Source organism: Bradyrhizobium sp. LA2.1, from assembly GCF_040547725.1.
GTDB lineage: Bacteria > Pseudomonadota > Alphaproteobacteria > Rhizobiales > Xanthobacteraceae > Bradyrhizobium > Bradyrhizobium barranii.
The window spans coordinates 72,988-98,935 of the sequence record NZ_JBEPQI010000019.1 but is presented as its reverse complement, the minus strand read 5'-3'; the positions used below and the strand labels follow the sequence as shown (position 1 = coordinate 98,935).

At 64.8% G+C, this 25,948-nt stretch carries 23 protein-coding genes and 1 pseudogene; 8 read left to right on the top strand and 16 right to left on the bottom strand.

Annotated elements, in window-relative coordinates; translation table 11 throughout:
- Positions 1-159 precede the first annotated feature (159 nt).
- Complete coding sequence (locus ABIB95_RS31190) at positions 160-1,125, bottom strand: NAD(P)H-dependent flavin oxidoreductase (RefSeq protein ID WP_354177710.1); 966 nt, start codon at positions 1,123-1,125, stop codon at positions 160-162.
- A 108-nt stretch (positions 1,126-1,233) separates the two neighbouring features.
- On the opposite strand from ABIB95_RS31190, the gene ABIB95_RS31185 reads away from it, so the two are divergent.
- Entirely contained in the window at positions 1,234-2,796 is a 1,563-nt protein-coding gene (locus ABIB95_RS31185; RefSeq protein ID WP_354245112.1) for an AMP-binding protein, read from the top strand.
- Between the two features lie 421 nt (positions 2,797-3,217).
- Here the strand turns inward: ABIB95_RS31185 and ABIB95_RS31180 are convergent, their stop codons facing one another.
- The 8 genes and pseudogenes from ABIB95_RS31180 to ABIB95_RS31145 all read right to left on the bottom strand — a co-directional run bounded on the left by ABIB95_RS31180 (position 3,218) and on the right by ABIB95_RS31145 (position 9,014).
- A complete protein-coding gene (locus ABIB95_RS31180; RefSeq protein WP_354245264.1) occupies positions 3,218-3,598 on the bottom strand; it encodes a thioesterase family protein in 381 nt (126 codons plus the stop codon).
- Between the two features lie 157 nt (positions 3,599-3,755).
- Positions 3,756-3,917, bottom strand: a pseudogene (locus ABIB95_RS31175) (acyl-CoA thioesterase domain-containing protein); the annotation flags it as partial.
- Positions 3,918-4,134: 217 nt separating this feature from the next.
- Positions 4,135-5,103, bottom strand: coding sequence for an NAD(P)H-dependent flavin oxidoreductase (locus tag ABIB95_RS31170; protein WP_354245109.1), 969 nt, complete (start codon positions 5,101-5,103; stop codon positions 4,135-4,137).
- 155 nt (positions 5,104-5,258) lie between these two features.
- The gene (locus ABIB95_RS31165) at positions 5,259-6,659 is read right to left on the bottom strand and encodes an aspartate ammonia-lyase (RefSeq protein ID WP_208084269.1); all 1,401 of its coding nucleotides are present in this window, start codon (positions 6,657-6,659) and stop codon (positions 5,259-5,261) included.
- Between the two features lie 27 nt (positions 6,660-6,686).
- A complete protein-coding gene (locus ABIB95_RS31160) occupies positions 6,687-7,226 on the bottom strand; it encodes a hypothetical protein (protein ID WP_354245105.1) in 540 nt (179 codons plus the stop codon).
- Positions 7,227-7,348: 122 nt separating this feature from the next.
- Entirely contained in the window at positions 7,349-7,951 is a 603-nt protein-coding gene (locus ABIB95_RS31155; protein ID WP_081369120.1) for a YqaA family protein, read from the bottom strand.
- Between the two features lie 132 nt (positions 7,952-8,083).
- Positions 8,084-8,488: a phosphoribosyl-ATP diphosphatase gene (gene hisE, locus ABIB95_RS31150; RefSeq protein WP_028147364.1), complete on the bottom strand. Its 405-nt coding sequence runs from the start codon at positions 8,486-8,488 to the stop codon at positions 8,084-8,086.
- Between the two features lie 148 nt (positions 8,489-8,636).
- Entirely contained in the window at positions 8,637-9,014 is a 378-nt protein-coding gene (locus ABIB95_RS31145; RefSeq protein WP_063985842.1) for a hypothetical protein, read from the bottom strand.
- Between the two features lie 227 nt (positions 9,015-9,241).
- Here ABIB95_RS31145 and ABIB95_RS31140 point away from each other — a divergent pair, with 227 nt between their 5' ends.
- From ABIB95_RS31140 to ABIB95_RS31115, 6 genes are all read left to right on the top strand, one after another.
- Positions 9,242-10,291, top strand: coding sequence for an ABC transporter substrate-binding protein (locus ABIB95_RS31140; protein WP_354245102.1), 1,050 nt, complete (start codon positions 9,242-9,244; stop codon positions 10,289-10,291).
- Between the two features lie 91 nt (positions 10,292-10,382).
- The gene (locus ABIB95_RS31135) at positions 10,383-12,179 is read left to right on the top strand and encodes a glucan ABC transporter ATP-binding protein/ permease (protein WP_354245099.1); all 1,797 of its coding nucleotides are present in this window, start codon (positions 10,383-10,385) and stop codon (positions 12,177-12,179) included.
- 176 nt (positions 12,180-12,355) lie between these two features.
- On the top strand, positions 12,356-13,825 hold the full coding sequence (locus tag ABIB95_RS31130) for a D-alanyl-D-alanine carboxypeptidase family protein (protein ID WP_354245097.1): 1,470 nt from the start codon (positions 12,356-12,358) through the stop codon (positions 13,823-13,825).
- Positions 13,826-14,016: 191 nt separating this feature from the next.
- Positions 14,017-15,702 (top strand): long-chain fatty acid--CoA ligase, encoded by a 1,686-nt coding sequence (locus ABIB95_RS31125; RefSeq protein WP_354245094.1) that lies wholly within the window; start codon positions 14,017-14,019, stop codon positions 15,700-15,702.
- A 30-nt stretch (positions 15,703-15,732) separates the two neighbouring features.
- The gene (locus ABIB95_RS31120; RefSeq protein WP_354245091.1) at positions 15,733-16,287 is read left to right on the top strand and encodes a DUF924 family protein; all 555 of its coding nucleotides are present in this window, start codon (positions 15,733-15,735) and stop codon (positions 16,285-16,287) included.
- Between the two features lie 96 nt (positions 16,288-16,383).
- Positions 16,384-16,869 carry a peroxiredoxin gene (locus ABIB95_RS31115; protein ID WP_007597501.1) on the top strand — a complete coding sequence of 162 codons (486 nt, stop codon included), beginning with the start codon at positions 16,384-16,386 and terminating at the stop codon, positions 16,867-16,869.
- A gap of 180 nt (positions 16,870-17,049) precedes the next feature.
- Here ABIB95_RS31115 and rnhA read toward each other — a convergent pair whose 3' ends face one another.
- Genes rnhA through ispH form a run of 3 tightly spaced genes read right to left on the bottom strand, consistent with a single transcriptional unit; the run spans position 17,050 to position 19,469 of the window.
- The gene (gene rnhA, locus ABIB95_RS31110; RefSeq protein WP_014491534.1) at positions 17,050-17,514 is read right to left on the bottom strand and encodes a ribonuclease HI; all 465 of its coding nucleotides are present in this window, start codon (positions 17,512-17,514) and stop codon (positions 17,050-17,052) included.
- Complete coding sequence (locus ABIB95_RS31105) at positions 17,511-18,494, bottom strand: homoserine kinase (protein ID WP_354245087.1); 984 nt, start codon at positions 18,492-18,494, stop codon at positions 17,511-17,513. Before ABIB95_RS31105 ends, rnhA begins: the two co-directional genes overlap by 4 nt.
- A 6-nt stretch (positions 18,495-18,500) precedes the next feature.
- Positions 18,501-19,469, bottom strand: coding sequence for a 4-hydroxy-3-methylbut-2-enyl diphosphate reductase (ispH, locus tag ABIB95_RS31100; protein WP_063985850.1), 969 nt, complete (start codon positions 19,467-19,469; stop codon positions 18,501-18,503).
- Between the two features lie 265 nt (positions 19,470-19,734).
- On the opposite strand from ispH, the gene ABIB95_RS31095 reads away from it, so the two are divergent.
- On the top strand, positions 19,735-20,430 hold the full coding sequence (locus tag ABIB95_RS31095; RefSeq protein WP_166104219.1) for a DUF1013 domain-containing protein: 696 nt from the start codon (positions 19,735-19,737) through the stop codon (positions 20,428-20,430).
- Positions 20,431-20,739: 309 nt separating this feature from the next.
- Here the strand turns inward: ABIB95_RS31095 and ABIB95_RS31090 are convergent, their stop codons facing one another.
- The 4 genes from ABIB95_RS31090 to ABIB95_RS31075 all read right to left on the bottom strand — a co-directional run bounded on the left by ABIB95_RS31090 (position 20,740) and on the right by ABIB95_RS31075 (position 25,827).
- Positions 20,740-21,486, bottom strand: a complete 747-nt coding sequence (locus ABIB95_RS31090; RefSeq protein WP_354245083.1) for an OmpW/AlkL family protein — start codon at positions 21,484-21,486, stop codon at positions 20,740-20,742.
- Positions 21,487-21,667: 181 nt separating this feature from the next.
- Positions 21,668-21,937, bottom strand: coding sequence for a hypothetical protein (locus ABIB95_RS31085; protein WP_354245080.1), 270 nt, complete (start codon positions 21,935-21,937; stop codon positions 21,668-21,670).
- A gap of 260 nt (positions 21,938-22,197) precedes the next feature.
- On the bottom strand, positions 22,198-24,108 hold the full coding sequence (locus ABIB95_RS31080) for a propionyl-CoA synthetase (protein WP_354245077.1): 1,911 nt from the start codon (positions 24,106-24,108) through the stop codon (positions 22,198-22,200).
- Positions 24,109-24,441: 333 nt separating this feature from the next.
- Positions 24,442-25,827 carry a tetratricopeptide repeat protein gene (locus tag ABIB95_RS31075; protein WP_354245074.1) on the bottom strand — a complete coding sequence of 462 codons (1,386 nt, stop codon included), beginning with the start codon at positions 25,825-25,827 and terminating at the stop codon, positions 24,442-24,444.
- Positions 25,828-25,948: the final 121 nt, after the last annotated feature.

The window sequence follows — 25,948 nt, the reverse complement described above, 5'->3', positions numbered from 1 at the left end:
CTCGGTCCTGATTGGCGGCCGTGAGGGGGATTCTTGGCGGGCGTTGGTTAATCTGCCGTTAAGTACGGGGCCGGGGAGGAGCGCTCGATTAACTGTGATCGGGAGCGACGGCTCCTCCTCTCCCTCCCCCACAAGCGGCGGCGAGGGGAAAGACGCCGCCTACCGCCCGCCCGCTTCGCGATATTCGGCAAGGGTCCGCGCCACGAGATCGTCGACCGCCATCACGTCGGTCACGCCCGATGTCGCGTGTCCCCCGCTCCAGATATCGCGCCAGCGTTTCGGGCGGTTTTCGCGTGCGTCGACGTCAATGTCCTTGCCGATGTCGATCGCGCCCCGCGCCGGCAGATCGTCGGGATCGAGGCCCGCAGCCACGATCGACGGCTTCAGCATGCTGGTCTGCAACCCCGTGAACGCGGTGGTGAGCAGGATGTCGTCGGCGCTGCTGTCGACCAGCATGTCCTTGTGGCGCTCGTCCGCCATGCTCTCGCGCGTCGCGATGAATTTCGTGCCCATGTAGCCGAGATCGCAGCCGAGGACTCCAGCCGCATGCAGCGCGCGGCCGTCGCTGATCCCTCCGGCGAGCACGATGATGCCGTCAAAGAATGCGCGCACCGCGCGGACGAAGGCGAACGGATTGAGCCAGCCGGTCTGCCCGCCTGCGCCCGCGGTGAGCAGCACCAGCCCGTCGGCGCCGGCTTCCGCCGCGCGCTGGGCGTGGCGGATCGAGGCCACGTCCGCCAGCACCAGCGCGCCGGCATCGTGCAGCGGCTTCAACACCGGCGCGGGCGATCCAACAGAGGTGATGACGATCTCCGGCTTGTGTCGCAGCAGCACCGCGAGATCCTGCTCCAGCCGCGCGTTGGAGCGATGCACGATCAGGTTCGGGCAAAGCGGCGCGGCCTTACGACCTGTGTGATCTTCGTGTTGCCGCAGTCGCGTTTCGATCTCGGTGAACCACGCCTCGAGTTGTTCCGTGCTGCGGCAATTCACGGTGGGGAAGCTGCCGATCACGCCATTGCGACAGGCCGCGACCATGAGCTCGACGCCCGACACCAGAAACATCGGCGCCGCGATCAGAGGCAGAGCGAGACGATCACGGAAGTGTTGCAGTCGATCGGATGCCACTCACGCCTCCTTGCGCGGGCTTTGTCGTTCCATCCCGCCTTCCCTGTGCTAGCGTTGCGCGCAAACATTGGCACGTCAAAAGCCGATGACAAAGCAACGGGGAAACATATGTCCGATCCGCTCCACGCATCGTCCCCGACTTGCGCGCAGACGCTGCGGGCACTGTCGCGCTATCCCGGCCGCACCGCTTTCGCCTGGCCCGGTGGATCGCTGAGCTATCAGGGCACCATCGACCTGATCGGACGCATCCAGGCCGTGTTCATGCGGCTGGGCTTGCAGCCCGGCGCGCGCGTCGCATTTCTCACCGCGAACCGTGCAGACACCTGGTGCGCCGGTGTCGCCGCGCAATTATCCAGGCTCTGCGTCACCTGGCTGCATCCGCTGGGATCGCGGGCAGACCAGCTCTTCCAGCTCGAGGATTCCGAGGCCGAGATGCTGGTGGTCGATGCCGCCACCTTCCGCGATCGCGGCGGCGAGCTCGCCGCGAGTGCGAGCCGGCTCAAGGCGGTCTTCACCACGGGACCGGCCGACTATGGCGTCGACCTCCTGCAGGCGATCGAGATCGAAGGCCATGCCAGCGCGCATTGCTTCGCCGGCCCCGACGATCTCTCCACGCTGAATTACACCGGTGGCACGACCGGAAAATCCAAGGGCGCACTGCGCTATCACCGCGAGAACGCCGGGGGTGCTGCCGCGATCCTCGCCGACTTCGAGATCCCTGACACCCCGCACTACCTCGCGGTTGCCCCGATCAGCCATGTCGCCGGCACGAAAGTCGTGCCGACCCTGATGCGCGGGGGCACCGTGCATATGCTGAAGGGTTTCGATCCCGAGGCGGTGCTGGCGACGATCGCGCGCGAGCGCATCAATTTTACGCTGTTCGTGCCGACCATGATCTATGTGCTGCTCGATCATCCCGCGCTGAGCAGGACCGATCTGTCCTCGCTCGAGCTCGTGCTCTATGGCGCTTCCGCGATGTCGCCGAGCCGGCTGGTCGAGGGCATCGAACGCATTGGGCCGGTGTTCTCGCAGCTTTACGGGCAGACCGAATGCTATCCGATTTCGGTGCTGCGCAAGGCGGATCATGATCCAAAAACGCCGGAGTTGTTCCTGTCCTGCGGTTTCCCGATCTCGGCCTGCGAGGTCAGGATCCTGGACGACAACGACCAGGAAGTGAAGACGGGCGAAGCCGGCGAGATCTGCGTGCGCGCTCCGCATGCCATGGCCGAATACTGGAAGCGGCCTGACATCACAGCCGAGACGCTGAGGAATGGCTGGGTCCACACCGGCGACGTCGCGCGCAAGGACGAGCGCGGCTACATGTTCATCCTCGACCGCAAGAAGGACATGATCGTCTCCGGCGGCTTCAACATTTTTCCGCGCGAGGTCGAGGACGTGCTGTCGCAGCATGCGGATGTCGCGATGGTCGCGGTCGTCGGCATTCCCGACGAGAAATGGGGCGAAGCCGTTACCGCCATCGTCGTGCCGCGTGAGGGGGCACAGCCCGATCCGGACGAGCTGATCAATCTGGTGAGGACGCGAAAAGGCTCGGCACATGCACCGAAGCAGATCCAGTTCGTCAAGCAGCTGCCGATGACCGGCGTCGGCAAGGTCGACAAGAAGGTGCTGCGCGCGGGCTTCTGGAGTGGACGGGACCGGATGGTGGGGTAGTCATCCCCGATCTGCAACTTGTGGCAGGTAGCACCGCACGTATTCCCGCGGCCGGACCCCGGGGTTCTACGGTCGCTGTGACCCGCGAACAACAGCTCGGAAGGGACTTTTCAGGCACGCCGTCCGCGCAATTGCAGGCGAATCAACGAATCAACTAGACCGCTGACGGGGCTGGGAAGCGGAGTATCAAATGAGAGTCGCTTCCTTGGAAAGTGCGTTGGCCGCGATCACGTTGATCACGGCTATCATCGTCCTGCTGTGGGAGATCAAGATCGTCTACGGCAGCTGAACTGGCAGGACGCTGGCGTCGAGCAGAGACCTCCGGACAAGAAGAGGTTCGCGACCAGGGCATCCCTTCCGCGGCGGCGGAAGTCTGCCGTTCAATCGGCGCAAGGAGCGATCACGGCGCTTGCCGTCACGCTTAGCGCTTTTCGATCACCAGACTCTGCACCGCCCGGCCGAAATAGCCGTGACGATCCGCGAGCCGCGACATCGCGAGGCCGGCGCCGTCGGGACCGATCCAGGATTCGCCGTCGAGCAAGATCCACTCGCCGACCGGCTGGCGCGATAGGTTCACGGTGAGGTCGGCATTGATGTAGGTCCAGGCACGGAAGTCGAGCGGTCGAGGCGGTGCCGTTGGAAAAGTCGGCGGCGACCACGGCGCGCATCGCCTGCGAGACCGCTTCGCCTTCGACCAGCGGATGATCGAGGCGAAACCAGATCGCGCCGGCCCCGGCCTGGCCGAACCGGCCGCGCGCGGCGCGCATCGAGACCATGCCTGCGAACGGACTGGTCGCGCCATGGCCATCCTCGACCAGCGAGTCCTCGGGCGACGGCAGCGTGACCGGCAACTCCTTGACGTCGTCCGGCAACGGCTGTGATTGCCGCTTGATCTTGAGCACGGTGGCACCGACGACCTGAACACCGTCGGCGAACAACTTGATCTCGCAGAGCTGGATCTTGCGCCCCTCGCGCAAAACCTCGCTCTCGATCGTGAGCGGCGCCACCGGCACCGGGCGCATCAAGTCGATGGTGACGCGCGCAACATTCATCGGCACCGGCGTCGGAATGCGTTCCGCCGCCCACGTCACCAGCGCAGACGGCGCTGAGCCGTGCTGCATGCGCCGGTCCCACGGACCGGTAGCATTGGGGCTGGTGACGACGCTGTTGCCGTCGACGCGGTAGATGGCGGTCATGTTTGCACGATATCTCGGCTGGCGTTCCCCGGACGCCGCGCGTAGGCGGTGCGCTGCAGAGCCGGGGTCCATGTGCTGCAGCGATGGGTCCCGGCTCTGCGCAGCAGCGTTGCACGCTGCAGCGTCCGGGACACGAGAGCGGTTAGAGCGGCGGATCGATCGCCTCGTCATATTCCTTCTTGAAGCGCGCAATCAGATCGGCGGCGGGGATGATGCCGTCGACGCTGCCGATGCCCTGGCCCGAACCCCAGATCTCCTTCCAGGCTTTCGGCTTGGCGCGCTCGCCGGAGGTATCCGTGCCGAAGTTCATCTTGGACGGATCGGACGTCGGCAGGTTTTCCGGATCCATGCCGGCCGCGAGGATCGACGGTTTCAGATAGTTGCCGTGCACGCCGGTGAAGAGGTTGGAGTAGACGATGTCGTCGGCCGTCGAGCCCGCGATCATCTCCTTGTATTTCTCGACCGCGTTGGCTTCCTTGGTCGCAATGAAGGCCGAGCCGATATAGGCGAAATCTGCGCCGAGGATGCGGGCGGCGCGGATCGCCTTGCCGTTGCCGATCGCACCCGACAGCGCGATCGGGCCGTCGAACCATTTTCGCGTTTCTGCAACGAAGGCCAGCGGCGAGATGGTGCCGGCATGGCCGCCGGCGCCGGCCGCAACCAGGATCAGGCCATCGGCGCCCTTCTCGATCGCCTTGTGGGCGAACTTCTGGTTGATCACGTCGTGGAAGACGATACCGCCCCAGCCGTGCACTGCTTGATTGAGCTCCTCGCGCGCGCCGAGCGACGAGATGATCATCGGCACCTTGTACTTGGCGCAGAGCTGCATGTCGTGGTCGAGCCGGTTGTTCGACTTGTGCACGATCTGGTTCACCGCGAACGGCGCCGACGGCTTGTCGGGATGGGCGCGGTCATAGGCCGCGAGCTCTTCGGTGATCCGCGCCAGCCATTCGTCGAGCAGCTCCGGCGGCCGCGCGTTCAGCGACGGAAACGAGCCGACCACGCCGGCCTTGCACTGCGCGATCACGAGATCGGGCACCGAGATGATGAAGAGCGGCGAACCGATCACCGGGATCGACAGGCGCCCCTTGAACAAGGCAGGCATGGACATAGGCGAAACGATCCTTTGGTGGCGAGCAAATCGAAAGCTGGAGGCCATACCAACAAGGCAATCTTTCCACTGTCAAGTATTGCGTTTTGACGCCGTGGCGGATGCCGTTACCGCAATTCCAACATGCGGAATTCGCTACGCAAATGCGGGCGGTATCACCCAATCAGATCCGGATTGATCAGCCGCTCGAACGAGAACATCTCGTCCCATTTCTCCTGCGTCAGCAGCTTGCGCTCGACCACCACGATCTGGTGCAGCGACTTGCCGCTCTTGTAGCCCTCGCGCGCGATCTCGGCGCATTGCTTGTAGCCGAGCAGCGGCTTCAGCACCGTAACGATGCCGAGCGAATTCAGCACCATGTTGCGGGTGTGCTCTTCATTGGCGGTGATGCCGACAACACAGTTCTCGCGCAGGCTGTTGACCGCGCGCTCCATGGTGCGGATCGAGAAGAACAGCGCGAACGAGATCACCGGCTCCATCACGTTGAGCTGAAGCTGGCCGGCACTTGCGGCGAGCGTGACGGTGGTGTCGAGGCCGATGACGAGGAAGCTGGTCTGGTTGACGACCTCGGGGATGACAGGATTGACCTTGCCCGGCATGATCGACGAGCCCGGCTGGAGCTGCGGCAGGTTGATCTCGTTGAAGCCGGCGCGCGGGCCCGAGGCCAGCAGGCGGATGTCGTTGCAGATTTTCGTCAGCTTGCTCGCCGTGCGCTTGAGCACGCCTGAGAGCTGCACATAGGCGCCGGTGTCCGAGGTCGCCTCGACGAGATCGCCGGCAAGGATGAAGTCGACGCCGGTCAGCGCGCTCAAATGCCGGACCGCAAGTTTTGGATAGCCGACGGCCGCGGTGACGGAGGTACCGATCGCGGTGGCGCCGAGATTGATCTCGCGCAGCAGCGCGCGCGCCTCGGAGATGCGGTCGACCTCCTCGCCGATCGTGGTGCCCCAACCGCGGAATTCGGCGCCGAGCGACATCGGCACGGCGTCCTGAAGATGCGTGCGCCCCATCTTCAGCACGCGTTCGAACTCACGGCCCTTGGTGAAGAAGGCCTCCTGGAGCTGGCGCAGCGCCGTCATGTAGCTCTCGAGCCGCAGGATCAGCGCCAGCCGGAACGCGGTCGGATAGGTGTCGTTGGTCGACTGGCCGTAATTGACATGGTCGTTCGGGCTGACATGCTGGTAGTCGCCCTTGCTGAAGCCGAGCGATTCCAGCGCGAGATTGGCGATCACCTCGTTGGCGTTCATGTTGGTGGAGGTGCCGGCGCCGCCCTGGATGAAGTCGGTGACGAACTGATCCATCATGTCGCCGGCGATGACGCGGTCGCAGCCCTGGATGATCGCGTCCGCAACTTTCGCGTCGATCGCGCCGAGGTCGCGGTTGGCCATCGCGGCAGCCTTCTTGACGTAACCGAGCGCCTTCACGAAGTAAGGCTCCTGGTTCATCGGGATGCCGGTGATGTGGAAGTTCTCCTTCCCGCGGATGGTCTGGACGCCGTAGTAGATGTCGTCGGCGATCTCGCGCTGTCCGAGGAAGTCCTGCTCCGTGCGGCTCATGGGCGCTCCTTTGCTGGCGCTACGTCCTCAGTTCTGGCACAGCGCGCTGGTGACGAAGGTATCGGTGCGGCAGTCATCCGGTTTGCGTTGCCGGCCCGGGATCAGAACCTTGGCCGAGCATTTTTCCGCGGAATCGGCGTTCAGGCTCTTGCCTTCCTTGTAGCCCTTGCTCTGGCAGAGCTGGTCGGCGGCCTGCTTGCAGTCGGGCGCGCCATTCGACGAGGCGGGGCAGGCCATGCGCCCCGACACCATGGCCGACGGCGTCGCCAGCCGCGACAGATCGTTCATGGTCTCGCTCGGGCTTTTGATCGGCGGCAGGATCGAGGGCAGCTTGTCGAACAGCTTGCCCATTTCGTTGATCAGCCCGGGATTTTCCTCGCGCGCCGGCGGCGACGAAGGAACTGATGTCGAGGGCGGCGGCGTGGTCTGCGGTCCCTGCTCTCGCAAGCCGAGCGCTGGCGGCGCGGATTGCGGCCAGCCGGTGCCGCCGGCACCGAGCAGGAGCGAAAGCACTGCGAATATCAGCGTCCCCGGTCGGAGGACCGGATTGCCGGATCGAACCATCATGACGGCAACCGTAGCCGAACCCGGCGCAGCGGCAAAGCGGAGGGTTATTGAGCGAACATGATCTTTGCGGAGAACGGCTTCACACGTTGCGCTGAGGCGGCCCTTCGGGTCCGGATCATTCCCTAGATCAGCTTGACCGCGACGACGAAGCCGAGCACCAGCACGGCGGCGCCGAGCGCCACCCAGAGACCGAGATGCTTCTCGATCCTGACGCGGATCCAGTCGCCATAGCGGTTGAGCAGGATCGCGACGATGAAGAAACGGCCGCCGCGCGCGACGATCGAGCACAGGATGAACAGGCCGATATTGTAACCGGCAAAGCCCGAGGTGATGGTGACGAGCTTGTAGGGGATCGGCGTCAGGCCCTTGAGCAGGATGATAACCGCGCCCCACTCCGCATAGGAGGCGCGGAAGGCATCGACCTTGTCGCCGAGGCCATAGACCTGGATCAGCCAATGGCCGACCGAGTCAAACAGCAGCGCACCGATGGCGTAGCCCAGCAGACCGCCCACCACCGAGGTCGCGGTGCAGACCGCGGCGTAGAGCCAGGCGCGCTGCGGGCGCGCCAGCGACATCGGGATCAGCATCACATCCGGCGGGACCGGAAAGAAGGAGCTTTCTGCGAAAGCCACGGCTCCCATGATCCAGAGCGCGTAGGGCTTGTGGGCGGCGTCGATGCACCAGTCGTAGATACGTTTCAGCATGGCGCCGCGATGAAGCACCATGGGACGGATTTGTCCATCGCGAGTTTTGTGACGATTTGGCGTGATCTGGAACAGTGTGTCGCGGTTTTCCGAAAGATCACGCGCAAACAACAACCTAAAGCGCGATGACGCTTTGCTCCGGTTTCACCGCGTTTAGTGGCGCTTGCGCGAGACGCGCCCTTCCAGCGCGACAATTGGCCGCCTGGCGGCAACGCGCGGTGACGCGACTTTGGGCAGTTTCATCGGCGACTTCGGCAGCTTCTCGGCAATGCCGAGCATGTCTTCCCGCCGCGCCATTTCGCGCCAGACATCCTCCGGGCGCACGCCGGCCGAGGCCCAGAGCACCGTGAGATTGTAGAGCAGGTCGGCGCTTTCCCGGATCACGGCCTCGCTGTCGCCATTGACCGCGTCGATGACGACCTCAATGGCTTCTTCGGCCAGTTTCTTCGCCATTTTGGATGGCCCACGCTGAAACAGCCGGGCGGTACGCGATGTTGCCGGATCAAGATCCTTGGCCGCGAGCACAGCCAGATATAGCCGCTCAAGCGAATCACTCATGGTACTCAAAACTACCCTAAACCAATGGCGAGCGCGTTAACGCGCAGGGTTAAAAGCGAAAAACAGGCCGCCGCGGCAAGCGCGACGGCCCGTTGTGGTCAAGACTTGGTAGCCAGGGACTTGGTAGCCAAGGACTTGGTAGCCAAGGCTAGTAGCAGTTCTGCATGTAGCCCTGGCCACAGAGCTCCGACGGAGCCGTGCCGCCATAGCGCTGATATTGGTAGTTCGGGCCCGGGCCGTAGTAAGGACCGTAGGCGGGGCCACTGTAATAGGCAGGGCCGCCGTAATAGCCATAACCCGGACCCGGACCGTAATCATAAGCGTAGGCGTCACGGGTCGCAGCGATCGCAAGGCCGGTGCCGACGATGCCGGCGATGGCCGCAGCAGCCGCTACGCCGCCACCACCGCCATGCCAGTGGCGGCCGCCTGCGTATGAGGCGGTCGGGGCGACCGCGGTCAGCGCCAGCACCGCGGCGGTGGCAAAGACGGCCTTGCGGCCGGCAAATCTCGAAAATCGGTCAAACATGTCCTGGACCCTCCTTGGGACCTCGAATGGTGCCTGACGACAGGCTCATGTCCTTCAAACACCCGCAGCCCATGTTGGGTTCCCGAACCCCAACAGAAGCTGAACGGGGTTGCGTCATGATCACGCAACCCCCGCTCATCCGCCGTTCATGTTGGCGCGCGCAGGCTCGTCGCTGGCCGGCGCTGCGAGCGTCACGAAACCACAACAATGCGGGACCGGCGCGCCTGATGTTTGCATTCAAGACGATCGTCCTTCGCGGCCTGCTGGCCATTGCAATCTCGCTTGCCGCGCTGGCTGCGCGCGACGTCAGCGCGGCCGAGACTGCTGCGCCGTCCACGGCGATCCACTTCACATTCGATCGTCCTGTCGATGCGAGCATGGCGCCGTTCTTCCTCGCCGCGAAGGACGGTAATTTCGGCGCCGAGCGTCTCAACGTGTCCTTCAAGAGCGCCACCGGATCGCCGGAGGCGCTCGCGCGCGTCGCCAAAGGCGACAGCGAGCTCGCGCTCGTCGACATCAACGAGCTGATCCGCTTTCGCGACAAGGACGATGCTGCGCCGGTCAAAGCCGTGTTCGTGTTGTTCAATCGCGCGCCTTACGCGATCGTCGCGCGCAGGAGCCGCGGCATTCACTTGCTGCCCGACCTCGACGGCAAAACCGTCGGCGTCGCCGACGGCGATCTGTCGATGCGGCTGTGGCCGGCGCTGGCGCAGCAGAACGGCATCAACGCGTCGCAAGTGAAATTCCACAAGATCAGCGCCGCGGTCCGCGAGCCGCTCCTCTCCGCGGGCCAGGTCGATGCCGTCGCCGGCTTCAGCTATCTCTCGGCGGTGAACCTGCGCGACCGCGGCGTGCCCGGCGGCGATCTCGTGGTACTCCGCTATGCCGACTATGGCTGCGACGCCTACGGCTTCGCCGTGGTGGCCAACCCCGCTTTCGCCGCCGCGAAGCCCGACGCCGTGAAGGGGTTCGTCCGCGCATTGATCGCCGGCGTCAACGCGACCATCAAAGAGCCGGCCCGTGCGGCGGACGAAGCCACGAGCCGGATCGACGACGGCGACCGCGACCTCGAACGGGAACGCCTGCGCAGCGTGCTCATCGACAACATCCTGACCGACGAGGTCAAGCGCAACGGCCTCGGCGGCATCGACCCGGCGCGCCTGGACCGCTCGATCGACCAGATCGCGCAGGATTTCAAATTCCGCAAACGGCCGGCGGCCGGCGATATCTTCGACGACCGGTTCCTGCCGCCGGTCGCGGGACGACTGATCAACTGAGCAAAACCCGCAGCTTCCGCTGTATCTCGCGGGCGATCCCTGATTAGAATGTGGACTCACACCGTTTCGTCCGCCCGAGTTCGTTCCTCGCATGCCCATCCTCCGCCTCTACACCCGCGTTCTCGAACTGCTCGGCAAGGAGGCGCGGCTGGGCTGGTTGCTGGCTTTTGCCAATCTGCTGCTTGCGGCCTCGCAGTTCGCGGAACCCGTGCTGTTCGGCCGGATCGTCGACGTGCTCTCCGGCAAGTCGGTCGCCGGGTCGAATTCGGCCTGGCCGTTCCTGCTGGCCTGGGTGGCGTTCGGGCTGTTCACCATCGGCTGCAGCGCGATCGTGGCGTTGCAAGCCGACCGGCTCTCCCACCGCCAGCGCCAGGCGGTGCTGACCGACTATTTCGAGCATATTCTGCAACTGCCGCTGACCTTCCACTCAGGCACCCATTCGGGCCGGCTCATGAAGGTGATGCTCAACGGCACCGATGCGCTGTGGCGGTTGTGGCTCGGCTTCTTCCGCGAGCACTTTGCCGCGATCCTGTCGGTCGTGGTGCTGCTGCCATTGTCGCTCTACCTGAACTGGCGGCTCGCGGTCCTGCTGTTCGTGCTCTGCGTCGTCTTCACCGCGCTGACGACCTTCGTCGTGCGCCGGACCTTCGGCATGCAGATGCAGGTCGAGGAGCACTACAGCGAGCTCTCCGCGCGCGCCTCCGACGCGCTCGGCAACGTCGCTCTGGTGCAGAGTTTTGTGCGCGTCGAATCCGAGGTGAAGGGCTTGCGCTCCGTCGCTGATGATCTGCTCGCGGCGCAGATGCCGGTGCTGTCGTGGTGGGCGCTCGTCACCGTCATCACGCGCGCCTCCACCACCATCACGGTGCTCGCGATCTTCACGCTCGGCATCGCGCTGCACGACCAGGGGCTGACCTCCGTCGGCGAGATCGTGATGTTCGTGAGCTTCGCGACGATGCTGATCCAGAAGCTCGAGCAGGTCGTGAGCTTCATCAACAACGTGTTCATGGAAGCCCCGCGGCTGCGCGAGTTCTTCAACGTGCTCGACGCCGTGCCCGCGGTCCACGACCGCCCCGACGCGATCGATGCCGGGCGGCTCTCCGGCCTCGTCGAATTCAACGACGTCACCTTCTCCTATGACGGCAAGCGGCCGGCGGTCGAGGACCTCTCCTTCACCGCGCTGCCCGGCCAGACCATCGCGCTGGTCGGCGCGACCGGCGCCGGCAAGTCGACGGCGATCGCGCTTCTGCATCGCGCCTTCGATCCGCAGTCGGGCTTCATCAGGATCGACGGCATGGACGTCCGCGGCGTGACGCTGACCTCGCTGCGCCGGAACATCGGCGTGGTGTTCCAGGAGGCGCTGCTGTTCAACCGCTCGATCGCGGAGAATTTGCACGTCGGCAAGCCGGATGCGACCGAAGCCGAGATGCGCAAGGCCGCGGAGCGCGCGCAGGCGCTCGAATTCATCGAGCGCAGCGGCGGCTTCGAGACCAATGCCGGCGAGCGCGGCCGCATGCTCTCCGGCGGCGAGCGCCAGCGGCTGTCGATCGCCCGCGCGCTGCTGAAGGACCCGCCGATCCTGATCCTGGACGAGGCCACCAGCGCGCTCGACGCCGTCACCGAGGCCAAGGTGAACGCCGCTCTCGACGAAGTGATGAAGGGACGCACCACGTTCGTGATCGCCCACCGTCTCTCCACCATCCGCAACGCCACGCGGATCCTGGTGTTCGAGAACGGCCGCGTGATCGAAAGCGGAACTTTCGATGAACTCGTGGCCAAAGGCGGCCATTTTGCCGAACTCGCCAGGGCCCAGTTCATGGTTCAGGAAAATGCACGGGCCAGCGTGACGGCCGCTGAGGCTGCGGCGACTGCGGTCAAGTCCCCATAGCATCGTCGAAATTCGGCCTATTTCATCACGGAATACCCGGCCGAAACCCCTATTCTCGACGCACGAGCCGGTATAGGTTTGCGACGCCGCAAGCGGCGGCGCCGGATTTCAGAACCGAACATCAGATCACGAGAGCCGACCGGAACCGGCGGGTCTCCAAGGACCGGAATCGGATAGTGCACGCCCTTCGCCCGCTGCTTCGCAAGTCCCTGTTCAACCTGTTCGCCGCGGCCCTCGCATCCGCGGTGCTGCTTGCGCCGCGCACGGCGGGCGCCGAAGCACTGCTGCTGATCGAAGCCGACAGCGGCAAGGTGCTGCAGGCCGAGAACGCGACCATCCCGTGGTATCCGGCCTCCGTCACCAAAATCATGACGGCCTACGTGACGCTGAAGGCGGTGAAGGACGGCAGGCTCACGCTCGACACGCTGATCACGGTGTCGCCGACGGCGGCTTCGCAATCGCCCTCGAAGATGGGGTTCCGTCCGGGAACGCAGCTCACCGTCGACAACGCGCTGAAGATGATGATGGTGAAGTCGGCGAACGACATGGCCGTGGTGCTCGCCGAAGGCGTCGGCGGCTCGATCGACGGCTTCTCGGCGATGATGAACGACACCGCGCAGAAGCTCGGCATGACGCAGACGAGCTACGTCAATCCGAACGGCCTGCCCGCCGACGGCCAGATCACGTCCGCGCGCGACCTCGGCATTCTCGCGCGCTCGTTCCTGCGCGACCTGCCGGAATACGAATACTTCGTGCACATCCCGGCGATCCGCTTCGGCAAGCGCGTGACCGGCAATTTCAACAAGCTGATCGGCCGCTACCCCGGCGCCGACGGTTTCAAGACCGGCTTCATCTGCGCCTCCGGCTACAATCTCGTGGCGTCGGCCACGCGCAACGGCCGCCGGCTGATCGCCGTCGTGCTCGGCGCCAACTCCGGCACTGCGCGTGCCGTGAAGGCGGCGCAGCTGCTCGAGCGCGGCTTCAGCCAGGACAACCTCACCTGGCTCCGCCCCTCGCTCGGCACCGTCGACAGGCTGGTGCCGGTCGACGCCTCGCCGCCGAACCTGCGCGAGGACATGTGCGGCGGTCATCGCAAGCGGCCGGCCAGCGACGATGACGACGCGCTGATCGCCACCAATGGCGGCACGTCCGGATCGGCCTCCGCCACCGGCGGCGAAGCCCAGGTGACCTTCTTCACCGCGGGCCTTCAGCCGCCCCTGATGAAGGCCTCCGAGCTGATGGCCACGGCGCCCGCGGCGGCCGAGCCCGTGCTGGTCTATACCGGCCCGACCCGCACCGGCACTGCCCTGATCGCGGCGGTCGCGGCCGATGCCGACCAGCAGGCCACGCCAAAGCCGCGTGGCAAGAAGTCGCGCGTCGCCAGGAAGCCCGACGCGACCGACAAGCCAGCCGACAAGCCGAAGGATGCCAAGACGGCGGCGGCAAAGCCGGCTGCCGCCAAGCCTGACGCCAAGAGCGATACCAAGTCCGCTGCGAAGCCGGCCGGGACCAAGCATGCCGCGGCCAAGCACGATGCGGCGGCGAAACCCGCCGAGAAGCCTGCGGCAAGCGGCGATCAGGCGGCCAAGCCCGCCAAGCCCAAGGCCGCGACCAAGCCCGCCGCCAAGCCGGCCAACAACAGTTAACGGCACCCATCGCAAGCCGCGCCCGCGCTTCGCACCTGCGGCAGAGCGGCTTGCGACAATTCCAGTAGCCACTCCCTGACCTTTGTCCTAAGCCTCGACCGGCTTGCCACCCGTTCCGGCAGGCTCGATACTGGCCGCAATGAGGCAAGCCCGAGACACAACGGGCTCTGGTAAATTGAGGGGAGTTTTCCATGGAGCGCATCTGGCTCAAGCAATATCCGCCCGGCGTCCCTGCTGATATCGAGCCGACCCAATACGCATCGCTGGTCGACCTTCTGGAGGAGAGCTTCGCCAAGTTCGCCGACCGCAAGGCATTCATCTGCATGGACAAGGCGATCAGCTATCGCGACCTCGACCAGATGTCGCGGGCGCTCGCCTCCTATTTACAGGGCCGTGGCCTGCAACGTGGCGCCCGCGTCGCGATCATGATGCCGAACGTGCTGCAATATCCGGTCGCGACCGCTGCCGTGCTGCGCGCCGGTTTCGCGGTGGTCAACGTCAACCCGCTCTACACGCCGCGCGAGCTCGAGCATCAGCTCAAGGATTCCGGCGCCGAAGCCATCATCGTGCTGGAGAATTTCGCCCACACGGTCGAGCAGGTGATCGCGAAGACGCAAGTCAAGCATGTCATCGTCGGCAGCATGGGCGACCTGCTCGGCTTCAAGGGCATGATCGTCAACGTCGTCGTCCGCCGCGTCAAGAAGATGGTGCCGGCCTGGTCGCTGCCAGGCGCGGTGTCCTTCAACGACGCGGTATCGGCCGGCCGCAGCCTGACGTTCAACAAGCCGAAGCTGTCGCCGGGCGACGTCGCCTTCCTGCAATATACCGGCGGCACCACCGGCGTCTCCAAGGGCGCCACCCTGCTCCACCGCAACATCGTCGCCAACGTGCTGCAGAACGACGCCTGGCTCCAGCCGGCACTCGCCGCGCCGCCGCATGTCGATCAGCTGATGATCGTCTGCGCGCTGCCGCTCTATCACATCTTCGCGCTGACGGCCTGCTACCTGCTCGCGGTGCGCGCCGGCGGCTGCAATCTGCTGATCCCCAATCCGCGCGACATCGCGGGCTTCGTCAAGGAGCTGGCGAAGTACCAGGTCAACAGCTTCCCGGCCGTGAACACGCTCTACAACGGGTTGATGCACCATCCCGACTTCAAGAAGCTCGACTTCTCCAAGCTGAAGATCTCGAACGGCGGCGGCATGGCGGTGCAGCGCCCCGTCGCCGAGCAGTGGAAGGCGGTGACCGGCTGCTTCATCGCCGAAGGCTACGGCCTCTCGGAGACCTCGCCGACACTGACCTGCAATCCCGCGACCACGACCGAGTTCTCGGGATCGATCGGCATCCCCGTGCCTTCGACCTGGATCTCGATCCGCGACGACGACGGCAACGAAGTCCCGCTCGGCCAGCCCGGCGAGATCTGCGCCAAGGGCCCGCAGGTGATGTCGGGCTACTGGAACAGGCCGGAAGAGACCGACAAGGTGATGACCGCCGACGGCTATTTCCGCACCGGCGACATCGGCGTGATGGACGAGAAGGGCTACACCAAGATCGTCGACCGCAAGAAGGACATGATCCTGGTCTCGGGCTTCAACGTCTATCCGAACGAGATCGAGGAAGTGATCGCGAGCAATCCGGGCGTGCTCGAATGCGCCGTGATCGGCATCCCCGATTCCAAGTCGGGCGAGGCGGTGAAGGCGTTCGTGGTGAAGAAGGATCCCAACCTCACCGCGGAAGCCGTGATCAAGTTCTGTCAGGAGCAGCTCACCGGCTACAAGGTGCCCAAGCACATCGAATTCCGCACCGACCTGCCGAAGACCAATGTCGGCAAGATCCTGCGCCGGCAGCTCCGCGACGAGAAGAAGGCGGAGGCGGCGTAAGCCGCGCCTTGGTTCATGACTCTTGGGTTCATGACTGACGGCGGTGACATCACGCCATCAGGCATTCTCGCCTTCTGGCGCGAGGCCGGCCGCGAGCGCTGGTACAAGCGCAGCGACGCTTTCGACGCGGAGGTCGGGCGTCGCTTTCTTCCGCTATGGAAGCGGGCGACCGCCGGCGAGCTGGCCTCCTGGGAAGAAAGCGACGAGGGCGCGCTCGCGCTCGTCATCGCGCTCGACCAGTTTCCCCGCAACATGTTTCGCGGCACGCCGGAAGCCTTTGCCAGCGACGCGCCGGCGCGCGACGTCGCCCGCCGCGCAATCGATCGGGGCGTCGATCGCAGGATCGATCCCATCCTGCTCGAATTCCTCTATTTGCCCTTCATGCATTCCGAGCACCTGCCCGACCAGTTGCATTGCGTCGCGCTGTTTCAGAACACCGACAATGCCGAGAACCTGAAATACGCGCGGGAGCACGCCGACATCATCCAGCGGTTCGGCCGCTTTCCCCACCGCAACCGCCTCCTCGACCGCGCCACTACCGAGGAAGAACAGGCCTTCCTCGACGCCGGCGGTTTTGCCGGCTGATGACATAACGGTGAAGGACCGCGACCCTCGCCGCCAATGTTGTGCAGCGCCGCCGCACGGTCTAAAAAGCGGGACCGATTTTCAGGGAGACTGACGATGGCGATCCAGACTGGCGACAAGCTGCCCGAGGCGAAATTCCGCGTGATGACGGCCGAGGGTCCGCAGGTGAAGACCACCGACGACATCTTCAAGGGCAAGAAGGTGGCGCTGTTCGCAGTGCCCGGCGCCTACACCGGCACCTGCCACAAGATGCATCTGCCGAGCATCTTCCTCAACGCCTATGCCATGAAGGACAAGGGCGTCGACACCATCGCCATCGTCTCCGTCAACGACGCTTTCGTCATGAACGCCTGGAAGCGCGATACCGACCAGCGCGACGAGGCGATCTTCCTCGCCGACGGCAATGCCGACTTCGCCAAGGCGATCGGCATGGAGCTGGACGCCTCCGGCAACGGCCTCGGCATCCGCTCCAAGCGCTATTCGATGCTGGTCGAGGACGGCGTGGTGAAGAAGCTGAACCTCGAAGCGATGCCCGGCAAGGTCGAGGTCTCCGGTGGCGATACGCTGCTGGGGCAGCTGTAAGGCGGCCAACGCTCTCAACCACAAATGACACTGTCATGCCCCGCGAAGGCGGGGCATCCAGTACGCCGAGGCCTCTCGGCTCAATCACAAGTGTCTCGGAGTACTGGATCGCCCGGTCAAGCCGGGCGATGACAGCTGAGAATGAGGCGGCAATGACGGTAGAGTGGCCGCGGCCGCGCCCTACTCCCCCACCCGCTGCTGCAACCGCGCCTTCACGATCCCGTCGCGCGCGAGCTGATCCGCGCGCTCATTCTCGGGATGCCCGGCGTGGCCCTTGACCCAGTGCCAACGGACCTCGTGCTGCTTCAGCGCCGCATCGAGGCGCTGCCATAGCTCGACATTCTTCACCGGCTTCTTGTCGGCAGTGCGCCAGCCGTTGCGCTTCCAGCCGTGGATCCAGCCGGTGATGCCCTGCCGCACATACTGGCTGTCGGTATAGAGATCGACGGTGCATGGCTTCTTCAGCGCTTCGAGCGCGGAGATCGCCGCCATCAATTCCATCTGGTTGTTGGTGGTGTGGCGTTCGCCGCCGTTCAGCTCTTTTTCCTTGTCGCCGAACTTCAGGATCGCGCCCCAGCCGCCGGGCCCGGGATTTCCCGAGCAGGCGCCGTCGGTATAGATCGTGACAATGGGAAGCTCGCTCACGCGACCAGTCCTGACGGCATCAGCCCGTAATCGCGCACGCTGGAAACGCTCTGGTGGAAGCGCAGCTTGCGAAAATATTCCAGCGGGTCCTTGGGCTTGACCAGCGCTCCCTCGGGCACGTTGAGCCAGTCGACCAGCCGCGTCAGCAGGAAGCGGATCGCGGCGCCGCGCGCGAGCAGCGGCAGCGCGGCTTCTTCCGCCTCGGAAAGTTTTCGCACACGGCCATAGGCATTGAGGAAGGCGCGCGCCTTGGTGACGTTGAACGAATGGTCCGGCTCGAAACACCAGGCATTCAGGCAGATCGCGACGTCATAGGCCAGCATGTCGTTGCAGGCGAAGGTGAAGTCGATGATGCCGGAGAGCTTGTCGCCGAGGAAGAAGACGTTGTCGTTGAAGAGATCGGCGTGGATCACGCCCTCCGGCAGATTGCTCGGCCAGACCCCGCTCGAGAGATAGTCGAGCTCGGCGGCGAGAAACGCATGCAGGCCCGGCTGGACCTCATCGGCGCGGCTTGCCGCCGCGTCGAACAGCGGCCGCCAGCCGGAGACCGACAGCGCATTGCCACGCTTGATCGCAAAATTGGCGCCGGCCAGATGCATCCTGGCCAGTCCCTCGCCGACGCCGGCGCAATGGGCCACGATCGGCTTGCGCGGCCAGACGCCTTCGAGAAAGGTGATGATCGCGGCCGGCCGGCCCGACAGCTCGCGCAGCGCCTCGCCGTCCCCGGCCTTCACCGGCAGCGGGCAGGTGACGCCGTGCTCGGCGAGATGCGTCATCAGCGCGAGAAAGAACGGCAGGTCGTTCTTCGCCACGCGCTTCTCATAGAGCGTGAGGATGAACGAGCCTTTGCTGGTGTGCAGCAGGAAGTTGGTGTTCTCGACGCCCTCGGCGATGCCCTTGTAGGAGAGCAAGTCGCCGAGATCGTATTGCTTCAGGAAATCCGCAAGCTCGTCGGCGGCAACGTCGGTGTAGACCGCCATAAAAGTCTACTCGGCGGCGGCTTCGGGACGCACCTGGCGCGGCAACGGGAAGAACTCGTTCTCTTCCGCGGCCGAGACCGTCTCCACATGCAGCGTGTAGCGCTCGGCGAACGCGTCCATGATCTCCTCGACGATCACTTCCGGCGCGGACGCGCCCGCGGTGATGCCGAGGCTCTTGATGTTGCCGAACCTGGTCCAGTCGATGTCGGTGGCGCGCTGCGCCAGTACCGCGATCCCGCAGCCTTCGCGCTCAGCGACCTCACGCAGGCGCTGCGAGTTCGACGAGTTCGGAGCGCCGACCACGATCAGGGCGTCGACCACCGGCGCCACCTTCTTCACCGCGAGCTGGCGGTTGGTGGTGGCGTAGCAGATGTCTTCCTTGTGCGGGCCGTTGATGTTCGGGAAACGCTCCTTGAGCAGCGCCACGATCTCCGCGGTGTCGTCGATCGACAGCGTGGTCTGCGTCACGAAGGCGATGTTGTCGGGGTTCTTCGGGACGATGGTCTTGGCGTCCTCGGCGGTCTCGATCAGGGTCACGGCGCCGACCGGAAGCTGGCCGAGCGTGCCGACCACTTCGGGGTGGTGGGAATGGCCGATCAGGAAGATCTCGCGGCCACGCTTGAAGTGGATCGCGGCCTCGCGGTGCACCTTGGTCACCAGCGGGCAGGTCGCATCCAGCGAGAACAAATTGCGGGAGGTGGCGTCGGCCGGGACCGATTTCGGCACGCCATGGGCCGAGAACACCACCGGCGCGGTGGTGTTTTCCGGGATTTCGGCGAGCTCTTCGACGAAGATCGCGCCCTTCTTCTTCAACCCGTCGACGACGTATTTGTTGTGCACAATCTCGTGGCGAACATAGACGGGGGCGCCGTATTTATCGAGCGCCCGTTCCACGGTGTCGATCGCCCGGACCACCCCGGCGCAGAAGCCGCGGGGAGAACAAAGCACGATCTTGAGGTCTGGTTTGGCTGACATTGAGCGATCTCGGGACCGAATCACCCGTTTCGCCTTCTGGCGGGGGCGGTCAATGGATGGAATTGGGCTTTAATGGGTCTGCTAGGACTTTACAGGCGCTTCCAAGGGAATTGGGCCCCCTTTCGGGCTCTGTCAAGGCACTATCTATAGCAGAACCATTGCGTGGCTAGCCCCTCCGGGCTTATATAGCGCGAATTCCCTGTCATCGCTGATGACCACCGGTTTCGCCTCCAGAGGGGTGGGCGAAGCACAAAGGAGATTTGCCATGAGCAACGCACCTCTGATGCCCAAGGCGACCGCCGTCTGGCTGCTCGACAACACCGCGCTGACCTTCGATCAGGTCGCCGATTTCACCAAGATGCATCCCCTCGAGGTGCGTGCGATCGCCGACGGCGACGCTGCCCAGGGCATCAAGGGCATGGATCCCCTTTCCAACGGCCAGTTGACCCGCGAGGAGATCGAGAAGGGCGAGAGGAACCCGGACTACCGGCTCCGCCTCCAGGAGAGCAAGGTGATTCTGCCGCCCCAGCCCAAGCGCAAGGGCCCGCGCTACACCCCGGTCTCCCGCCGTCACGAGCGCCCGAGCGCCATCCTCTGGCTGCTGCGCAGCCATCCGGAGCTCAAGGACGCCCAGGTCATGCGCCTGGTCGGCACCACCAAGAGCACCATCGCCAGCGTTCGCGACCGTACCCACTGGAACACCTCCCAGCTGACCCCGATCGACCCGGTGACGCTTGGCCTTTGCTCGCAGATCGAGCTCGATTTCGAAGTGGCGCGCGCGGCGAAGGAAAAGCCGATCGACGCATCCTATGGCGGCGCCACCCTGCTGCCGGCCTCCGAGACCACCAAGAAGGACGAGTTCGAGCCGGCAGAGCGATCGAACGACGACCTCAACGTCGACGCCGTGTTCGCCAAGCTGAAGACGCTCGGCGGCAAGAAGCAGGACGAGGAGGAGGAGTAAGGCTCCGCTCCCGGTTACGATCGAACGCAATTCGAACGCGGCAGGGAAACCTGCCGCGTTTTTGTTTTGCGGAGACCCTCGCGATCGGCACAGATGCAGCCACACGCAAGCTGCAGTCCCCTCCCCCTTTGCGGGGGAGGGTTAGGGAGAGGGGTGCCCCACGGGGACTCTCTCCATCAACTCAAAGCGTCTCGCGCGACTCTCACGCACCGTTTGCTGGGCTACCCCTCTCCCCTGCCCTCCCCCGCAAGGGGGGAGGGAGCGCAGGGTTCGCCTAGGCGACAGCTCGAAAACGACAGCAACGACGTATCAAAACTTGTACGTCACACCGCCACCGACCAGCCACGGATCGATATGCGCGGTGCCTGTGACCGGCAGGCCGCTGACGGTCGCTGAGTAATCCGGCCGCAGCCAGAGCTTCTTGACGTCGACGTTGAGACCCCAGTGCCGGTCGAGCATGTAGTCAAAGCCGAACTGCACGGCGCCGCCCCAGGCGTTGCTGACGTGCACGCTGGTGGTGATGGCAACGATCGCGGGCGGACCGACGATGGCGGCTGGCGTATTGGCAGCCGAATTGTTGAAGAACACGGTGTAGTTCACGCCGGCGCCGATATACGGCTTGAACGCGCCGAAATTGTCGAAGTGATATTGCAAGGTCAGCGTCGGCGGCAGCAGCGTGGTCTTGCCGATCGGCAGGTTCGCGAGCGAGCCGTTGCCGCTGATCGAGTGCCTGGTCACGCCGAGGATCAGCTCGGCCGCGATGTTCTTGGTGAAGAAATAGCTGATGTCGAGCTCGGGCACGACCTGGTCGCTGATCGAGAGCCCGGAATTCGGCGACGACAGCGACGGCACGCCTGCGACATTGACGGTTGAGCTACCGGCATCCGGCAACACGCCAAGCACGCGCAGACGCACCATCCACGGATTGAACGCTTCTACCGACGGCGGTGCCTTCTTGTAGACAGGCAGATCGGCCGCCTGCACCGAGCCAAAAGTCCCCACGAGCATCGCGCCAACCGTCGCAAGCCGCGCCAGGTTTTTTGTCGTTCCGTTCATTGCATTCCCCTTCAGCCATCTCTCGCGCGTCGTTGCGCGACATCAGCGTCAGAGCAGAAAGGGGATGGTGATGGATTTGACGCCGATCAAATCAGGACTGACGCGACACGATTTGGTTGTAGCGTTGCCGATGTGTCACGAGAAACGCGAATGAATGCGCAGGATAATTCCGTAGCCGATGTCACGGCCGCTCGGGATGGTTCAGCATGTACTCGCCGAGATCGCGCTGACGGCGGTCGGACCGGGCGGTGGCAGCGTTGCGCTGGACGTCGCGGTCCTTGCGGCAGGCCACGTATTCGGGCGAGCCCTGCGCATAGCCGCGACTCTGACAGACCGCGTCGTCATCGTCACCGCCCACCGCCACCGGCGTCTGGTAGCGCGCGGAGCAGGCGGAGACAGCGAAGGCGAGCAGCACGGCGACAAGCAGGCGCGGCGCGGTGGCGAGTGGCATACGAGGTCCCCTGTTGGCCGGCCCTGTTTAGCCCGGAATGAGGAGATTGTAAGTCCCTGGGCGTCGTTCCCCACGCGCTGTCATTCCCCGCGACCCGGCTACGCCAAGGCTTCGCCGGGGTTGAGGTCCAGGGGCACCGAAGCTTTAGCGTAGGCGGCAGGCGGGGAATCCAGTACTCCGCGGCGGTCATTGGGTCACACAACTCCGGCCGCGGCGTACTGGATCACCCGCTTTCGCGGGTGATGACAGCGGAGATCGCCTCACACCCTCCCCTTCAGCGCCTCGCCGATCTCGTCCAGCACCTTGGGATCCTCGATCGTGGCCGGCATGGTCCAGGCTTCGCCATCGGCGATCTTCTTGATGGTACCGCGCAGGATCTTGCCGGAACGCGTCTTCGGCAGGCGGCCGACGGTGATGGCGAGCTTGAAGGCGGCGACGGGGCCGAGCCTGTCGCGCACCAGCGCGACGATCTCTTTCTCGATCTCCGCAGGCGCGCGCTTCACGCCGGCCTTGAGCACCAGGAAGCCGCAGGGCACCTCGCCCTTGATCGCGTCCTTGACGCCGAGCACGGCACATTCGGCAACATCTGGATGCGAGGCCAAAATCTCCTCCATGCCGCCGGTGGAGAGTCTGTGGCCGGCGACGTTGATAATGTCGTCGGTGCGGCCCATCACGAAGACATAGCCGTCCTCATCCTTGTAGCCGGCGTCCGACGTCTTGTAGTAGCCGGGGAATTCAGTGAGGTAGGCTTCCTTGAAGCGCGCATCCTGATTCCACAGCGTCGGCAGGCAGGCCGGTGGCATCGGCAGCTTGATGACGATCGAGCCCATGGTGTTGGGGCCGACGGGCTTTGCGGCTTCGTCGACGACGTCGACCTGGTAGCCCGGCATCGGCACCGTCGGCGAGCCATGCTTCACCGGCAGCATGCCGAGACCGACCGGATTGCCGGCGATGCACCAGCCCGTCTCGGTCTGCCACCAATGGTCGATCACCGGCACCTTCAACTGCTGCTCCGCCCATTCCACCGTCGGCGGATCGGCACGCTCGCCGGCGAGGAACAGCGTGCGGAATTGCGACAGGTCGTATTGCCGGATGAACTTTCCTTCCGGATCCTCTTTGCGGATCGCGCGGAACGCCGTCGGTGCCGTGAAGAAGGCGACCGCCTTGTGCTCGCTGATGACGCGCCAGAACGCGCCGGCATCGGGCGTGCCGATTGGCTTGCCCTCGTACATGATCGACGTCGCACCATGCAGCAGCGGGCCATAGATGATGTAGCTGTGGCCGACCACCCAGCCGATGTCGGAGCCACACCACCAGACCTCGCCCGGCTTGACGCCATAGAGATTGAACATCGACCATTTCACCGCGACGAGATGGCCGCCATTGTCGCGCACGACGCCCTTGGGGATACCGGTGGTGCCTGAGGTGTAGAGGATGTAGAGCGGATCGGTGGCGGCGACAGGCACGCAAGGGGCTTTCTTGCCGTCGTTCATCGCCTTGCGGCGCAGGCTCGCCCAATCGTAGTCGCGGCCGGGCGTGAGGTCGCAGATGTGCTGGGGACGTTGCAGCACGATGCAGGCCTTCGGCTTCGTGCCCGCAAGCTTGATCGCCTCGTCGAGCAGTGGCTTGTACTGCACGATCCGGCCGGGTTCGATGCCGCAGCTTGCGGAGAGAATGAGCTTTGGCTGCGCGTCATCGATGCGGGTGGCGAGCTCCTTGGCGGCAAAGCCGCCGAACACAACCGAGTGCACCGCGCCGATGCGCGCGCAGGCGAGCATCGCGACCACGGCCTCCGGCACCATCGGCATATAGAGGATGACGCGATCGCCCTTGGCGACACCAAAATCCTGCATGATGGCGGCGAGCGCCTGCACCTCAGCCAATAGCTCGGCATAGGTGAACCTGGTGACCGAGCCGGTCAGCGGCGAATCATGGATCAGCGCAACCTGGTCGGCGCGGCCGCGTTCGACATGGCGGTCGAGTGCGTTGTAACAGGTGTTGACGACGCCCCCCATGAACCAGCGGCCGTAGACGCCCTGCGAGGCATCGAAGATCGTCTTTGGCGGCTCGATCCAGTCGATCTCCGTGGCCGCCTCGGCCCAGAAGCCCTGGGGATCAGCCAGCGAGCGCGCATGGACCTCGTGATAGAGGCTCGTTCCCTTGACGTTCATTCCTGCGCTCCCATCCCTTTATTCGCCTGGCCTTGACCTGACCGACAGGACGAGCGTCCCGCCATGACAGGGATCAAGTGCCGGCGTTGTTTGAGAGGTATTTTCCCGGGAACGGGCCGCGGTTCAAGCTGAAAAGGATGGGTCTTTGGGAGGGAGGGAAGAAAGGCCATCGAGGCAAGCTGGAGCCACGACAAAGGTGAGCCCTCTCCCCCCTTGCGGGGGAGAGCGGGAGAGAGGGGTGGCCACGAACTCAGTCTAGAGTTTGTGGCCACCCCTCTCCCTAACCCTCCCCCGCAAGGGGGGGAGGGAACGCAGTGTGCGCGTAGAGGCGCCTCAACTCTCCATCGCATTCAGCCGCTGCAAGCGATCCTGCATGACCTTCCTCAGATCGTAGCCGGGCCGGCCGAAGCTCGCATTCCGGAGGTTAAGGAAATCGCGCTGGGTCTTGCGCAGGTCGCCGGCGGAGCGGCCTTTCGTGGCCTTCAGCACGCGCTCATAGGTCTCGGCGATCTGGCGATCGAGCACGCCGAGTTGCGGATCGGCGCAGATCACCTTCTCGACCTCGCGCTTCGCCGTGGCGCAATCGAACGACGGGCCGTTGCCGGAATTCGCCGCGAGCGGACGCAGCGGCTCGGCGCCGAACTTCGCGATCTCCGCCATCACAGTGCGGCGGCCGTTGGCCGCGTTCTCGTTGCCGGGATCGAGCTTCAGCGCCGTCTCGTAATCGGCCAGCGCCTTCTTGCGCTCGCCCATCTTCTTGTAGAGCACCGCGCGGTTGTTGTAGGTCTGCGCGAAATTCGGATCGATCTTCAGCGCGGCCTCGTAGTCGCTGAGCGCCGCGCCGAGCTCGCCCTTGAGCTGGTAGGAATCGCCGCGGTTGGTGAAGAAGTTCGGCCGCGGCGCCAGCCGCAGCGCCTGGTTGTAGTCCGCGATCGCCTTGTCGTACTCACCCATTGCGGCCAGTACCAGGCCACGATTGTCGTAATATTCGGGGACCTTCGGATCGAGCCTGATCGCCTCGCCGTCATCGGCGACCGCCTTGTCGAGCTGGCCGAGCTTCTTGTAGGCCGCGCCGCGATTGGTGTAGGCGCGCGGCCGATTCGGATCGAGCCGCAGCGCCTCGCTGAGATCGCGGATCGCCTTCTCGTTGTCACCGCCGAGATAATAGTTCACGCCGCGGTCGGACCAGGCCTGCGCATCATCCGGCTTCAGCTTGATCGCCTGGTCGTAATCGGCGAGCGCGCGGTCGAGCCGGCGCTGATTGGTGTAGACGACGCCGCGCAGCTCGTAGGCTTCCGCGTCCTGTGGATCGAGTTCGATGGCCTTGCTGAGATCAGCCGCGGCACGGTTGAGATCGCCGCCGGCCTCGCGCAGCAGGTCGCCGCGCAGGCGCCATGCCTTTGCATTCCTGCCGTCCAGCGCGATGGCGCGGTCGATATCCCGCAGCGCCTGCGTGAGGCCGCCTGAGGTTCGCGCATTGGCGTCGGCGCGCACCAGCAGCGCGGCGGCGCGGTCGGAGCTCGAATTGGTGGTCTGGTCGATGATGGCGCCGCACGCCGTGATCAGTTCGGCCGGCGCAGTCTTGCTGCCCATCACGCAATCGACGGCAGCAGAGGCCGGAGCGGCGAGGACAAGGCTCATCGCGGCGCTGAGCAGGAAGGCGCGAAGCGGGATTTTGGCAAACGGGAACATTTGCGCGGAAGAACGCGTGCCGCACATCAGGAAGACTCCGTGACATCAGGTTTTCACCATTGTCGCGGCGGGCGAGGAATGGGTTCAATTCGGGCCTGTTAGGGACGCACCGCCGCCCGCACTCCCTCGCCCCGCTTGCGGGGAGAGC

Excerpts from the sequence above, each read along its gene's own strand:
- ABIB95_RS31120 (WP_354245091.1), top strand. The coding sequence starts at position 15,733 with ATGACTGACGGCGGTGACATCACGCCATCAGGCATTCTCGCCTTCTGG.
- hisE (WP_028147364.1), bottom strand. The coding sequence starts at position 8,488 with ATGAGTGATTCGCTTGAGCGGCTATATCTGGCTGTGCTCGCGGCCAAG.
- ABIB95_RS31160 (WP_354245105.1), bottom strand. The coding sequence starts at position 7,226 with ATGATGGTTCGATCCGGCAATCCGGTCCTCCGACCGGGGACGCTGATA.
- ABIB95_RS31095 (WP_166104219.1), top strand. The coding sequence starts at position 19,735 with ATGAGCAACGCACCTCTGATGCCCAAGGCGACCGCCGTCTGGCTGCTC.
- ABIB95_RS31140 (WP_354245102.1), top strand. The coding sequence starts at position 9,242 with ATGTTTGCATTCAAGACGATCGTCCTTCGCGGCCTGCTGGCCATTGCA.
- ABIB95_RS31165 (WP_208084269.1), bottom strand. The coding sequence starts at position 6,659 with ATGAGCCGCACGGAGCAGGACTTCCTCGGACAGCGCGAGATCGCCGAC.
- ABIB95_RS31135 (WP_354245099.1), top strand. The coding sequence starts at position 10,383 with ATGCCCATCCTCCGCCTCTACACCCGCGTTCTCGAACTGCTCGGCAAG.
- ABIB95_RS31180 (WP_354245264.1), bottom strand. The coding sequence starts at position 3,598 with ATGGCGCGACCAGTCCGTTCGCAGGCATGGTCTCGATGCGCGCCGCGC.
- ispH (WP_063985850.1), bottom strand. The coding sequence starts at position 19,469 with ATGTCAGCCAAACCAGACCTCAAGATCGTGCTTTGTTCTCCCCGCGGC.
- ABIB95_RS31115 (WP_007597501.1), top strand. The coding sequence starts at position 16,384 with ATGGCGATCCAGACTGGCGACAAGCTGCCCGAGGCGAAATTCCGCGTG.
- ABIB95_RS31170 (WP_354245109.1), bottom strand. The coding sequence starts at position 5,103 with ATGTCCATGCCTGCCTTGTTCAAGGGGCGCCTGTCGATCCCGGTGATC.
- ABIB95_RS31185 (WP_354245112.1), top strand. The coding sequence starts at position 1,234 with ATGTCCGATCCGCTCCACGCATCGTCCCCGACTTGCGCGCAGACGCTG.
- ABIB95_RS31155 (WP_081369120.1), bottom strand. The coding sequence starts at position 7,951 with ATGGTGCTTCATCGCGGCGCCATGCTGAAACGTATCTACGACTGGTGC.
- ABIB95_RS31080 (WP_354245077.1), bottom strand. The coding sequence starts at position 24,108 with ATGAACGTCAAGGGAACGAGCCTCTATCACGAGGTCCATGCGCGCTCG.
- ABIB95_RS31090 (WP_354245083.1), bottom strand. The coding sequence starts at position 21,486 with ATGAACGGAACGACAAAAAACCTGGCGCGGCTTGCGACGGTTGGCGCG.
- ABIB95_RS31075 (WP_354245074.1), bottom strand. The coding sequence starts at position 25,827 with ATGTGCGGCACGCGTTCTTCCGCGCAAATGTTCCCGTTTGCCAAAATC.
- ABIB95_RS31125 (WP_354245094.1), top strand. The coding sequence starts at position 14,017 with ATGGAGCGCATCTGGCTCAAGCAATATCCGCCCGGCGTCCCTGCTGAT.
- ABIB95_RS31085 (WP_354245080.1), bottom strand. The coding sequence starts at position 21,937 with ATGCCACTCGCCACCGCGCCGCGCCTGCTTGTCGCCGTGCTGCTCGCC.
- ABIB95_RS31105 (WP_354245087.1), bottom strand. The coding sequence starts at position 18,494 with ATGGCGGTCTACACCGACGTTGCCGCCGACGAGCTTGCGGATTTCCTG.
- ABIB95_RS31145 (WP_063985842.1), bottom strand. The coding sequence starts at position 9,014 with ATGTTTGACCGATTTTCGAGATTTGCCGGCCGCAAGGCCGTCTTTGCC.